The following is a 13,615-nucleotide window of genomic DNA, read 5'->3' as shown; positions in this document are numbered from 1 at the left end:
CATGAACACAGACGCTGCGCAGCCTTCGCCGCTCGCGCCCGAATGGCTTGCCGTCCCCGAAGATCTCAATGCACTTCAGTCGCCCCTGTGGGCTGAGGGCGTGGGCAGGAACGACGACGGTGAACTAACGGTCCACGGGATCGCGGTGAAGGATCTCAAGGAACAATTCGGCACCCCGCTCTTCGTCATGAGCGAAACGGATTTCCGGTCCCGCGCCAAGGCGTTCAAGGAAGCCTTTGATGCCGCCTTTGCGGACATCTGCGGGGGAGTGGACGTCTATTACGCCGGTAAATCCTTCCTCTGTACGGCAGTTGCCAGCTGGGTGCGGGAGGAAGGGCTTCGCCTGGACACCTGCTCCGGCGGGGAACTGGCCGTTGCTGCGCGCGCGGGGATCGACGGGCCCAACCTCGGCCTGCACGGCAACAACAAGTCCGACGCTGAGATCAACCGCGCTTTGGACATGAAGCTTGGCCGGATCGTTGTGGACAGCCTCGACGAACTCGAACGCGTGGCCAAAATCGCTTCCGGCCGCGGAGAAACGGCCAAGGTCATGTTGCGCCTGACACCGGGCGTCCATGCGCACACCCATGAGTTCATCGCCACGGCCCATGAGGACCAGAAGTTTGGCCTTTCCATGGCAGGGGACTCCACGGATCAAGCAGGCTTGTCGGCAGCCGAGGAAGCTGTAGCTGCCGCCACCTCCTATGCGAGCGTGGAGCTCTTGGGACTGCATTGCCACATTGGTTCACAGATCTTCGAGCCTGATGGCTTCGCCCTTGCAGCGGAAAAGCTCTTAGGTTTCCTTGCCGCCATGCAGGCGAAGTATTCCATCACGCTTCCCGAGCTCGATCTCGGCGGGGGATACGGCATTGCCTATACACCCGTGGACACACCCCGGCCTGCCGCCGAGATCGCTGAGGCGATGGCCGCCGTCGTCCGTTCGACGTGTGCCGGACTTGGCATCACGGCGCCCCGTATTTCCATCGAACCGGGCCGGGCAATCGTTGGCAGCTCCACCTTCACGCTGTACGAAGTGGGGACGCTCAAAACGGTCCGCGTGGATGCTCCCGGGTCGGGCGCCGGTCCGGAGAACGTTACGTATCCCCGCCGCTATGTGTCGGTGGACGGCGGCATGAGCGATAACGCCCGTCCGGTGCTTTACGACGCGGATTATTCGGCCATTCTGGCTTCACGCACCTCGACTGCAGCTCCCCACTTGTCCCGAGTAGTGGGCAAACATTGCGAGAGCGGCGACATAGTTGTTAGAGATGTATATCTGCCCGCGGATGTGGCAGCCGGTGATTTGCTCGCAGTACCGGGTACCGGCGCCTACTGCTGGGCCCTCTCCAGCAATTACAACTACCTGGCCCGGCCTGGCGTTGTCGCTGTACGCGACGGAGCCGCCCGGTTGATTGTCCGCGGGGAAACCGAAGAAGATCTCTTGAACCGCGACATGGGAGTGGCGAATGTCTGAAGTGCGAACCTTGAAGGTGGCCCTGCTGGGCTGTGGCAACGTTGGGGCCCAGGTCGCACGGATTCTGATTGACGACGCCGAGGCCCTGGCTGCCCGTAGCGGCGCGCGCCTGGAACTGACCGGCATCGCCGTCCGCACTGTGGATGCGCCGCGGGATGTCGAACTGCCGCGTGAACTGTTCACCACCGACGCCGACACCTTGGTCAAGGACGCAGATCTGGTCATCGAGTTGATGGGCGGCATTGAGCCCGCGCGTTCGCTGATCCTGACGGCCATCCAAAACGGCGCATGCGTGGTCACCGGCAACAAGGCCCTCCTTGCCCAAGACGGGCCCACCCTCTACGAAGAGGCGGACAAAGCAGGGGTCCAGCTGTCCTACGAAGCCGCGGTCGCCGGGGCCATTCCGATCCTGCGCCCGATCCGCGACAGCCTCTCCGGGGACCGCATCACCCGCGTCTTGGGCATCGTCAACGGCACCACCAACTTCATCCTTGATCAGATGGACACCACTGGCGCCCAGTTCGCTGACGCCCTCGCCGAGGCGCAGCGCCTGGGTTACGCCGAAGCCGACCCCACCGCAGACATTGAGGGTCACGACGCCGCCGCAAAGGCCGCGATTCTGGCGGCACTTTCCTTCCACACCCGGTTCTCGCTGGATGACGTGTACTGCGAGGGCATCACCAAGGTCAGCGCCGAGGACATCGCCGCTGCCAAGGACGCAGGGTTCGTCATTAAGCTGCTGGCCATCGCCGAAAAGATCAGCAGTGCCGGAGACGCCAACGGGATCTCGGTGCGGGTGCACCCCACGCTGCTTCCACGCGAGCACCCGCTCGCCGCCGTCCGCGGTGCCTTCAATGCTGTCTTCATCGAAGCGGAAAACGCGGGCGAGTTGATGTTCTACGGCCAGGGCGCAGGAGGCACTCCCACTGCATCGGCAGTGCTGGGAGACCTCGTCTCCGCTGCGCGCCGCTTGGTTCTGGGTGGCCCGGGCCGCACGGAAACGACCACCGGCCATGTTCCGGCGCTCCCGATCGATGCTTCCACCACCAGCTACTACATCGGCCTGGACGTTGCTGACCAGGCAGGTGTGCTGGCACGGATCACCCAAATATTTGCGGAGCACGGTGTCTCCATCGAAATCATGCGCCAAACGATCCACCGCGACACCAACTCGAAAGTGGAGTCGGCTGAGCTGAAAATCGTCACGCACCGAGCATCCGAAGCTGCACTCGCAGCGACCGTTGAGGCCGTGAAGGGTCTGGACGTCATCAATTCTGTAACATCCGTACTGCGGGTAGAAGGAGTCTAAGTGGCTCACCAATGGCGCGGAGTCATCCGCGAATACGCCGATCGTTTGCCCGTGACCGAAGCTACGAAGGTCATCACCCTCGGGGAGGGCGGAACACCACTGGTGCACGCCCTGAAACTCTCCGAGCTGACCGGCTCCGAGGTCTACCTCAAGGTTGAAGGCATGAATCCCACGGGTTCCTTCAAGGACCGTGGGATGACCATGGCCATGACGGCTGCTGTCGAAGCCGGCGCAAAGGCAGTTGTCTGCGCGTCAACGGGCAACACCTCAGCGTCCGCAGCTGCCTATGCCACTGCGGCAGGCCTTAAGTGCGCCGTGCTGGTTCCGGAGGGCAAGATCTCCATGGGCAAGCTCAGCCAGGCGATCGCCCACGGTGCCACGCTGCTGCAGGTCGACGGCAACTTCGACAACTGCCTGGACATCGCCCGCAAGCTCGGTGAGGCCTATCCCGTATTCCTGGTTAACTCGGTTAACCCTGCTCGTATCCAGGGCCAGAAGACTGGCGCCTTCGAGGTTGTCGACACCTTGGGTGACGCACCGGACATCCATGTCTTGCCGGTCGGTAACGCAGGAAACATCAGCGCCTACTGGAAGGGTTACAAAGAGTACGCGGCTCCCTTCGAGACTCCCAACGGAACACTTCCCGCCGTCGCCACCAAGACTCCGATCATGTGGGGCTTCCAGGCTGCAGGTGCCGCTCCCTTCGTAGCGGGCCACCCCATCACGGATCCGGACACCATTGCCACAGCAATCCGGATCGGTAACCCTGCGTCGTGGGACACAGCCGTTGCCGCACGTGATGAGTCCGGTGGGTTGATCGAAGCCGTCACCGATGAGGAGATTCTTGACGCCCACAGGTGGCTGTCCGCCAAGGAGGGCGTGTTCGTGGAGCCCGGTTCCGCCGCGGGCGTGGCCGGATTGATTAAGAAGCACGCTGCCGGTGATGTTCCGTCCGGTAAAACCATCGTCATCACTGTCACGGGCCACGGACTTAAGGACCCCCAGTGGGCACTCCGGACCGAAGGCGGCAGTGACGTCCAGCCGGTCAAGGTACCCAACGACGTCGTCACCGTTGCAGCGGAACTGGGACTGGAAGAAAACTAAGAGTGGAATCAACGCAGCCCACCGCGACTGGTCGTGCACTCGTCGCGCCAGGCCAGCGGCTGACCGTCACGGTCCCCGGTACGAGTGCCAACCTGGGCCCCGGCTACGACAGCCTCGGCTTGGCCTTGTCCATTTACGACACCCTGACCGTGGAAACACTCAGCACCGGAGAACTCGAGTTCGAACTCTCCGGTGAGGGTGCCGATACGCTCCCACGCGACGCCAGCCATTTGGTGGTTCGTGCCATTGATCTCGCTCTCGATCGGCTGGGCTTTCGGCAGGACGGCCTCCGCATTACCGCCGACAACGTGACGCCCCACGGTCGCGGCCTGGGTTCCTCGGCGTCCGCTGTTGTAGCGGCGGTTACTGTGGCTAATGCTTTGGTACCCGTGGAGGCGCAGCGGGACCGGGACTGGATCTTGCAACTGACCAGCGAAATCGAGGGCCATCCGGACAACGTCGCACCGGCCATTTTCGGCGGACTGGCGCTGTCGTGGCAGGACAGCGAGCAGTACAGCAGCACACGGGCGGACGTCGTTTCCTCAATTGTGCCGGTGGTTGCAGTCCCTGACTACGAACTGTCTACCGAAACAGCCCGGGGACTCCTGCCGGCATCGGTCGGACACCATGCTGCCGCCATGAACTCAGGCAGGGCCGCGCTGTTGATCCATGCCTTGACCGCCAGGCCGGAGCTACTGCTGCCTGGTACGGAGGACTACTTGCACCAAAGCTACCGGGCGGAGGCGATGCGCCCCAGCGCCGAGCTCATCGGAGCCCTTCGTTCCGCCGGTTACGCTGCAGTGGTCTCCGGTGCAGGACCGACCGTTTTGGTCCTGGCTAATGGCGGGAACGAAGCATCCGGGGTGGTTGAGTTCATTGAAGCGTTCACGGCGGGCGACACTCCCGGAGTTACTTGGCGCGTGATGACGCTGGCAGTAGACATTGAAGGTGCTAGAGTGGGAGTGCACCGGCGGTAAAGCCGCGGGCAGTTCCCTGATTTTGGATCTCGGCGGATTCGCCGTACCTTTCGTCTACTGTGCCAACGTCTGGCGGTGCCGTCTCTTTCCGGCCTGTCTCAGGTGCCGCAGAAATCTCTCTGTTTCCTGAAGTTCAGTCGGCTGTCCGGGTCACCGGAGCCAGTGAAGGCGATCATTATCCGGCCCTGTTGGCCAAAATCCTTCAGGCACGGCCACATCACCGGTTGCAGATCTGAACTGCAGCCCAGAACAAATCATCGCGTCCGGCTCTCGTTCTGGACGCCGTCGAGGGGGAAGGATCCTTCGTGACAGAAACCACTGAGCTGGCTTCAGCTGTGGACACAACATCTTCTGTTGCTGAATCGTCTTCAGCAGCAGCCACCAAGAGCAGCGGGCTTGCGGGCCTTAAACTCGCCCAACTCCAGGCTCTCGCCAGCCAACTGGGCATCTCCGGGGGCTCGCGGATGCGCAAGGGAGACCTGGTGACGGCGATTTCGGCCCATCGCGCAGGTACCCCGAGCGCTAAGGCGCCAGCCAAGGCAGCCAAGGCCTCAAGCGTTGCCAAGGAAGCTCCCGCCGTGGAGGCTAAGAAGGCCGACGACACCATTGGCTCCGCGCAGGTTGCCACATCCGCGGATCTTGCCAAGGACGGCGCAACGGCGGAGGCACCTCGTGGACGTGGCCGTGGCCGCAGCCGTCGCGCTACAAGCGATGGCGTGGTAGCTGCCGCCGAAGCCGCTGCTGCAGTCGCACCTGCTGCTGCGGAGACTCCTGCTGTTGACGCCCCTGCTGTTGCAGAGGCAAGCGAGGCTGGTACGGAGCGTCGTCAGCCGCGAACCCGCAACCGCCGACGTGGCGAGGTCGCTACGGCTCCTGCTGAGAGTGCGGAAGCACCGGTCGCGGAGCAGCGCGCAGACCGAACCGAGCAACGCGCAGACCGAACCGAGCAGCGTGCGGACCGTACCGAGCAGCGTGAGCAGCGTGCGGACCGTAGTGAGCAGCGTGCGGACCGTAGCGAGCAGCGCGCAGACCGCACCGAGCAGCGCGAACAGCGTGCAGATCGTACCGAGCAGCGTGAGCAGACCGAATCCGGCGAGCAGCAGCGTGACCGCCGGGATAACTCCCGTGGACGCCGCGAAGACACTGCCGAGGTTGAAGAAACCGGCAACCGTCGCAACCGGAGGAATCGCCGGGACCGTAACGACCAGAATGACCGGAGCGACCGTCGTGGCGGTCAGGACAACCGTGACGGAAACACTCGAAGTGACCGTTTCCGCGACCGCAACGAGCGTCGTCGCGGCCGCGCACAGGGACCGGACGTCGACGACGTCGAGGTCACCGATGACGACGTCCTGCTCCCCGTAGCGGGCATTCTGGACGTCTTGGAAAACTACGCGTTTATCCGCACTTCCGGCTACCTCCCGGGCGCCAACGACGTCTACGTTTCCTTGGCTCAGGTCAAGAAGTACAACCTCCGCAAGGGTGACGCCGTCGTCGGAGCCATCCGTGCTCCGCGTGATGGTGAGGACCGCAGCCAGCAGTCCGCACGCCAGAAGTTCAACGCCCTCGTCCGGGTCACCTCGGTCAACGGCAAGACGCCGGAAGAGCTCAAGGATCGTGTTGAGTTCGCGAAGCTCGTCCCGCTGTACCCGTCCGAGCGCCTGCGCCTCGAAACGGACCCCAAGAAGATCGGCCCGCGTGTCATCGACCTCGTGGCACCGATCGGCAAGGGCCAGCGTGGCCTGATCGTCTCCCCGCCGAAGGCTGGCAAGACGCTCATCCTGCAGTCCATCGCGAACGCAATCACCACCAACAACCCTGAGGTCCACCTCATGATGGTGCTGGTTGACGAACGCCCCGAAGAAGTCACGGACATGCAGCGCACCGTCAAGGGTGAGGTCATTGCCTCCACCTTCGACCGCCCTGCTGACGACCACACCACGGTTGCCGAGCTTTCCATCGAACGCGCCAAGCGACTCGTGGAAATGGGCATGGATGTTGTTGTCCTCCTGGACTCCATGACCCGCTTGGGTCGTGCCTACAACCTGGCAGCACCGGCCTCGGGCCGCATCCTGTCAGGCGGTGTGGATTCCGCAGCGCTGTACCCGCCCAAGCGCTTCTTCGGTGCAGCCCGCAACATCGAAAACGGTGGCTCGCTCACCATCCTGGCAACTGCTCTCGTTGAGACCGGCTCCAAGATGGATGAGGTCATCTTCGAAGAGTTCAAGGGCACCGGCAACATGGAGCTTCGCCTGTCCCGCCAGCTGGCAGACAAGCGCATCTTCCCTGCCGTGGACGTCAACGCGTCGGGTACCCGGCGCGAAGAGAACCTGCTCTCGCCTGAAGAGGTCAAGATCATGTGGAAGCTTCGCCGCGTCCTTTCGGGCCTGGAGCAGCAGCAGAGCCTTGAGCTGCTGACCAACAAGATCCGGGAGACCCAGAGCAACGTCGAGTTCCTCATGCAGGTTCAGAAGACGACGCTCGGAGCGAAGTCGGACAACGACAAATAGCTGTGCTCTAACCGCTCAAAATATGCCGGACCCGCCCCCTACGGCGGGCCGGCATATTTTGAGCGGTCTTTGTTTAACGGAATCCTTGACCCGACACCACGTGAGGTCATACCGCGCACGTAGGCCCCGCCGGATGGGCTGCACGTGAGCCCACGATGCAGTTATTAGACTTGTAGAAGTCGAAAGAGGTTTGAAAATGTTTGAGTCCGTACAGGGATTGCTTGATGAGCACGCTGCCATTCAGGCGCAGTTGAGTGATCCTGCTGTTTATGCCGATCAGTCCGCGGCCCGTAAGTTGGGGCGTCGGTCTGCCCAGCTTCAGGGGATCGTGGAAGCGTATAACAAATGGCGCGGGCTCAATGACGATCTTGAAGCTGCAAGGGAAATGGCTGACGAGGATGCCGAGTTCGCCGCTGAGGTGGCGCAACTCGAGGAACTGATTCCCAAAGCCCAGGAGAAGCTCCGTCGCCTGCTGATTCCGCGTGACCCGGACGATGCCCGCAACGTGATCCTTGAAGTAAAGGGTGGCGAAGGTGGAGATGAGGCCGCTTTGTTCGCCGGCGATCTCCTCCGCATGTACATGCGCTACGCGGAATCGCGCGGCTGGAAGACCGAACTGATCTCGGCCACCGAGTCCGACCTTGGTGGCTACAAAGACGTCGCTGTTGCCATCAAGGGCAACTCGAACGATCCCGCCCAGGGCGTTTTCGCCCGGTTGAAATTTGAAGGCGGGGTACACCGCGTTCAGCGGGTGCCCGTCACAGAGTCCCAGGGCCGCATCCATACCTCCGCCGCCGGTGTGCTGGTACTTCCTGAAGTGGATGAACCCGAAGAACTTGAGATCAACCAGAACGACCTCAAAATTGACGTCTACCGTTCATCAGGGCCTGGCGGTCAGTCCGTGAACACCACTGACTCCGCCGTCCGCATCACCCACCTGCCCACGGGCATCGTGGTGGCCATGCAGAACGAAAAATCGCAGCTCCAGAACCGCGAAGCCGGCATGCGCGTCCTCCGCGCCCGTCTCCTTGCCCACCAGCAGGAGCAGATCGATGCCGCCAACTCTGAACAGCGCAAGTCGCAGATCCGCACCATGGACCGGTCGGAGCGGATCCGGACCTACAACTTCCCGGAAAACCGGATCGCGGACCACCGTACCGGCTACAAGGCGTACAACCTTGATGCGGTGATGAACGGCGACTTGGAACCAGTCATTCAGTCGGCCATCGAGGCTGATGAGCAGGCCCGCCTGGACGCCATCGGCGAATAGCATGGCGTTCCACCAAGGACAAAGCCTCGCGGATGCCGTTCGCGAGGCTACGGACATCTTGGCCGACGCCGGCGTTCCCAGCCCGCGGGTCGATGCCGAACTGTTGGCCGACCACCTGCTGGGCGTTGGCCTCGGGCGCCTCCGTGCGATGCTCCTTGGGGACTCACCCGCTCCCGAAGGATACGCGGAACTGGTTTCCGAGCGTGCCGAGCGGGTCCCCTTGCAGCACATCACCGGCGTCGCATATTTCCGTCATCTTGAGCTGCGCGTGGGTCCAGGTGTCTTCGTTCCCCGGCCCGAAACCGAATCGGTGGTCCAGTTGGTGATCGACCACGTTGCGGGGATGGCCCATCCTAAAGTGGTGGACCTGGGCACAGGATCCGGTGCCATAGCCGGTTCGATCGCGCAGGAGGTACCGGGCGCTGAGGTACACGCCGTCGAATACAGCCCGTTCGCACACGCGTGGGCCATGCGGAACCTGGAACCCCTCGGAGTAACCCTTATCCAGGGCGATCTCCGGGATGCCCTCCCTGAACACAACGGAACTTTCGACGTCGTCGTATCCAACCCGCCCTACATCCCGGCAGAAGCGATACCCACAGAACCCGAAGTTGCGCTGCACGATCCACCGGAGGCACTGTACGGTGGGGGAGCGGATGGCATGGAACTTCCGACGGCGGCCGCCGCTTCAGCGGCAAGGTTACTGAAATCCGGTGGTTACTTCGTCATGGAACACGCTGAAGTCCAAGCGGCGTGGATCGCCACGATGCTCAAACGCACCGGACGTTGGTCCAACGTCACCACGCACCTCGACCTGAACGGCAAGGAACGCGCAACCAGCGCGCTGCTGGCCGGGACTGTTCCGGATGAATGAAAGAATAGCGCTGTGACAATTACTTACAACTGCACTTCCGATGACCAGCGCGCTGAGGGGCTCCAACACGCCAAGCGCGCCATCAGTGAAAAGAAGTGCATCGTGATCCCTACGGACACCGTGTACGGCATTGCCGCTGACGCCTTCTCGCCGACGGCCGTGACATTGTTGCTGGCCTCCAAGGGCAGGAGCCGCCAAATGCCCCCTCCGGTGCTGATACCGCGCATCAACGCACTTGATGGCCTGGCCACCGAAGTGCCGGCCGATGCCAGGGCGCTTGCGCAGGCGTTGTGGCCCGGGGGCCTGACCCTGATCCTCCACGCACAGCCCTCGTTGGACTGGGATTTGGGCGAAACCAAGGGCACCGTCGCCCTGCGGATGCCTGATGACCCTATCGCCCTGGACCTTCTCGGGATGACCGGCCCCTTGGCCGTCTCCTCCGCCAATCGCACCGGCCAGGAACCGGCACAAACCGCCGCGGAGGCGCGCCTTCAACTCGCCGAGTCCGTGGAGGTTTATCTCGAGGGCGGCTTCCGGCCGATCGAAGGGACGGCCGCAGTGCCGTCGACCATCGTCGACGCTACGTCCACCCCTTTCAGGGTTGTCCGCCAGGGCGCCATCGAATTGGAACGGCTCCGCGAGATCGTCCCTTCGATTCTCGGTTTCGGTGAGGCAGTGGGCCAAGAGGCACCAGTCGGTGAGGCGCCAACCCAGGAACCGCCAGTCGAGGAACTACCCGGCCAGGACGTCGCGGGACCCGACGTCGAAGGTCCGGTTCATGGTTCGGATCCTGTGGCCGCCAATGGCGAAGTAAAGCCGGATGATTCCTGAGCGACAAAGCGTCCCCGTCCTCGACGTCGACGTCACTCCAGTGCGCGTCAATGAATTGATGGACGCATTGGGTGGCTTGATAGCCGGGGGGACCACAGCGACCGTGCTCGGCCACAATCTTCATAGCATTACGCTGTTCCACTCCCGGGATGACGTGCGCGCGCTGTACCGCGAAGCGTCGATCATCCTTCCGGATGGGGCGCCTGTGGCCATACTGTGGGGGCTTTCCCATCGCCCCCAACGGATCGGCGCCGAGGCCATGGCTTACAGGTTGGGCTCCATGGACTGGATTCCGGAGCTTGGAAGGGTACCGGGACTTCAACGTGTGGCAATAGTGGGCGCCGGTCGCCAAGCCAATACGACGGCAGTAGCCCGGTTGCGCTCGATCATCCCCGCAGCGGCGGTGGAGGGAATGCCCGGTGAAGGCTGGGATGCGTCCTTGGAGGAGGCTGTGGTCCAGTGGCTGATAGCTTTCCGACCACAGTTGGTCCTGCTGGGTCTGGGCATGCCGTTGCAGGAAAACGTCTTGCACCGAAGGCTTAACGACCTGCCCCCAAGCGTTTACTGCACGGTCGGCGGCGCCGTCGAGCAGGTAGCCGGGGTCCAGAAACTTGCCCCGCGATGGCTCGGACGCCTTGGCCTTGAATGGGCATGGCGGCTTGCGCTCCACCCGGGCCGAGTCGCCTATCGAGTTTTCGTTGAACCCTGGAAGTTGGCCGCCTTGCTCCTCCGCCGCCATCTCCGACCATCCCTGACTGAAGGCAAATAGATGACGTCCAAACCCGTGGTGGTTGCTGTTGTGGTGACCTATAACCGGCGAGAACTCCTCGAAACCACGCTGAACGGGATTGCCGCCGGAACCGCGGTGCCCGAGGTCGTCATCGTTGTCGACAACGCCTCAACGGACGGGACGGCGGACTTCCTCCGGACCTACCAGGGACCCCTCGTGATGGATGTGGTCACGTTGACCGCAAACGTGGGGGGTGCCGGAGGCTTTGTGGTGGGGATGGAACGGGCCGTCCTGGACCACGGGGCGGACCACGTGTGGATCATGGACGATGACACCGAGCCCCAACCCGCCGCGCTGAGTGAAGCCCTGGAAGTTTCGCTTGCCTACGAGCAGGAAACCGGCGAGGCTCCGGCCTTCATTGCCAGCCGCGTGGTCTGGACCGACGGCCGCGACCACCCCATGAACCGGATGCGGCCACGCATGGGCGCCCGCGAGGATGCCCGGAGCGCAGCCGCGCGGCTCGGGGCCACCCAAATCCGCAGCGCGTCGTTTGTGTCGGTGCTCATCCGGGCCGGGGAGATTCGGCGGCATGGGCTACCGATCGCCGATTACTTTATCTGGAATGACGATCTCGAGTACACGGCCAGGATTTCCCGGAGAGGATCCGCGCTGACCACCGCGGCGTCCATCGCCAACCATCACACCAAGGTTTTTGGCGACGCAGGAGCGGACCCGGGTTCCCGCTTCTACTATGAAGTCCGGAACAAGCTGTGGGTCTACACTCGCTCGCAAGCATTGGCACCCTGGGAAAAGGTACTTTTCACCGGCGCCTCCTTAAGGAACTGGGCAAGGACCATCGCCGCGTCGCCCAACAAAAAGCTGTTGCTGGACGGACTGTTCAAGGGCTTGCGACACAGCCTGAAGGCCCCCCGCAGCAATGCCCAGGTGTTGCAAGGAATTTACGCCTTGCGGGATGTCCAAGAGGCATCACGCTAGCTTCCTGCTGCAAACGACCCCCGGCAAGGTGGGTCCGAGGACAAGAAAACAGACTCCGCCACCCGGCTGCGTCACGGGTCGGTAACGGCGGTTGGCATTAGTATCGTGACTAGAGACCACAGTAATCCCGCAACATTCGGCACAGCCGGTGCAGGCATGGCGACGGAGTAGTTCCATTTATCGACAGACAGAATTCCCCACCTTGAGCTGCCCGCATCGAGAAGGCAACCACGCATCACGCCGATACCAACGGCACCTCCAGGTTTCTGGTTTGGTCAACGGGCAGTTCTTGGGAGCCGCCACATGATCATGTACCTGCTGATGGCCTTGACAGCTGCCTTGGTTGCCTATGCAGGGACGTGGGGGGCTCGCGTGCTGGGAAACAAACTCCGGCTTTACCGGCCTATCCGCAGCCGGGACATGCACTCGGTCCTTATCTCCAAGCTCGGCGGCCTCGGTATCTTCGCCGGCTTCTTCGTGGCCCTGGTGGTTGCCAGCAATTCGTTCTTCGTGAAAGACATCTTCCGTCACAATGGCGGCCCCTGGGGGATACTCATCGGGGCGCTCGTGATCGTTGCAGTGGGTGTGGCCGATGACATCCTGGACATCCGTTGGTGGATCAAGCTGATGGGCCAGGCCGCCGCAGCGCTGATTGTGGCTATCTGGGGCGTCCGGATGTCCGTAGTGCCGTTCATCCCGGAACCCATAGTCCTGAACTCCGACGTCGTGGAGATCGTCCTTACGGCCGGATTGATTGTTACCACCATGAACGCCGTGAACTTCATTGATGGCCTTGATGGGTTAGCGGCGGGGGTGGCCACCATCGGCGGAGGTGCCTTCTTCCTGACGGCCTACTGGGTGCACCGGAACAATCCATCCACGGACAATTCAGATCTGGCCACCCTCCTCATGGCCATTCTGGTGGGTAGCTGCCTCGGGTTCCTTCCCCACAATTGGTATCCGGCCAAAATCTTCATGGGGGACTCCGGGGCCATGCTGATCGGATTGCTCATGGCCTCAGCCGGCGTAGTGGCAACGGGCCAAATCGGCTCTGGACTTTACGATCGAGCCAACGGCATACCCACGGTTGTCCCCATTCTGCTGCCCTTCGCCGTTTTGTCACTTCCCCTGCTGGACTTGGGCATGGCGGTCATCCGAAGGACGGCGCGCGGACAATCTCCGTGGTCGGCGGACCGGGGGCACCTCCATCACAAGCTGGTTGACCTCGGCTACTCGCACCGCACCGCCGTCGTCATGCTTTATGTCTGGACCTGCATCCTGGCATTCGGTGGGGTCGCCTTCGCGGTCTTCCCTTGGCAAATCGTCATCACCATGGTCGCCGCGGCAACCTTGGTCATGGCCGCCGTCACCGCATGGCCGTACTTCACCCGGAATTCCAAATGGCCGGGAAGTAGTTAACGGTCCGTTTTCAGCACAGTTCTATCTCATGTAGAATTTGGGGAGCGGACAGTCACTCGCCCGTATCCCCTTTGAGAACTTGTCATATGCGCCTGCACATGTGTCACGACGATTGGTATCC

At 62.5% G+C, this 13,615-nt stretch carries 11 protein-coding genes; all 11 read left to right on the top strand.

The annotated features are described in order from the left end of the window. Position 1 precedes the first annotated feature (1 nt). The 11 genes from lysA to QRN42_RS13590 all read left to right on the top strand — a co-directional run bounded on the left by lysA (position 2) and on the right by QRN42_RS13590 (position 13,494). A complete protein-coding gene (lysA, locus tag QRN42_RS13640) occupies positions 2–1,474 on the top strand; it encodes a diaminopimelate decarboxylase (RefSeq protein ID WP_284979692.1) in 1,473 nt (490 codons plus the stop codon). Beyond that, a complete protein-coding gene (locus QRN42_RS13635) occupies positions 1,467–2,783 on the top strand; it encodes a homoserine dehydrogenase (RefSeq protein ID WP_284979691.1) in 1,317 nt (438 codons plus the stop codon). The genes lysA and QRN42_RS13635 overlap by 8 nt, the downstream gene beginning before the upstream one ends. Beyond that, complete coding sequence (gene thrC / locus QRN42_RS13630) at positions 2,784–3,887, top strand: threonine synthase (protein ID WP_284979690.1); 1,104 nt, start codon at positions 2,784–2,786, stop codon at positions 3,885–3,887. It abuts the gene before it with no gap. A gap of 2 nt (positions 3,888–3,889) precedes the next feature. After that, positions 3,890–4,864, top strand: coding sequence for a homoserine kinase (gene thrB / locus QRN42_RS13625; RefSeq protein WP_284979689.1), 975 nt, complete (start codon positions 3,890–3,892; stop codon positions 4,862–4,864). Between the two features lie 305 nt (positions 4,865–5,169). Then, positions 5,170–7,374: a transcription termination factor Rho gene (gene rho / locus QRN42_RS13620; RefSeq protein WP_284979688.1), complete on the top strand. Its 2,205-nt coding sequence runs from the start codon at positions 5,170–5,172 to the stop codon at positions 7,372–7,374. A gap of 196 nt (positions 7,375–7,570) precedes the next feature. Next, complete coding sequence (gene prfA, locus QRN42_RS13615; RefSeq protein WP_284979687.1) at positions 7,571–8,644, top strand: peptide chain release factor 1; 1,074 nt, start codon at positions 7,571–7,573, stop codon at positions 8,642–8,644. A gap of 1 nt (position 8,645) precedes the next feature. After that, entirely contained in the window at positions 8,646–9,518 is an 873-nt protein-coding gene (gene prmC / locus QRN42_RS13610; RefSeq protein ID WP_284979686.1) for a peptide chain release factor N(5)-glutamine methyltransferase, read from the top strand. A gap of 12 nt (positions 9,519–9,530) precedes the next feature. Next, a complete protein-coding gene (locus QRN42_RS13605; RefSeq protein WP_284979685.1) occupies positions 9,531–10,349 on the top strand; it encodes an L-threonylcarbamoyladenylate synthase in 819 nt (272 codons plus the stop codon). Beyond that, positions 10,339–11,118, top strand: a complete 780-nt coding sequence (locus QRN42_RS13600; RefSeq protein ID WP_284979684.1) for a WecB/TagA/CpsF family glycosyltransferase — start codon at positions 10,339–10,341, stop codon at positions 11,116–11,118. Before QRN42_RS13605 ends, QRN42_RS13600 begins: the two co-directional genes overlap by 11 nt. Beyond that, on the top strand, positions 11,119–12,075 hold the full coding sequence (locus QRN42_RS13595; RefSeq protein ID WP_284979683.1) for a glycosyltransferase: 957 nt from the start codon (positions 11,119–11,121) through the stop codon (positions 12,073–12,075). A gap of 303 nt (positions 12,076–12,378) precedes the next feature. Beyond that, complete coding sequence (locus QRN42_RS13590) at positions 12,379–13,494, top strand: MraY family glycosyltransferase (RefSeq protein ID WP_284979682.1); 1,116 nt, start codon at positions 12,379–12,381, stop codon at positions 13,492–13,494. The last annotated feature ends 121 nt before the right edge of the window (positions 13,495–13,615 follow it).

Origin of the sequence: Arthrobacter sp. fls2-241-R2A-200 (assembly GCF_030209745.1) — a bacterium.
GTDB lineage: Bacteria > Actinomycetota > Actinomycetes > Actinomycetales > Micrococcaceae > Arthrobacter.
The sequence above is the reverse complement of the archived record's forward strand: the minus strand, read 5'-3'. Positions and strand labels throughout refer to the sequence as shown.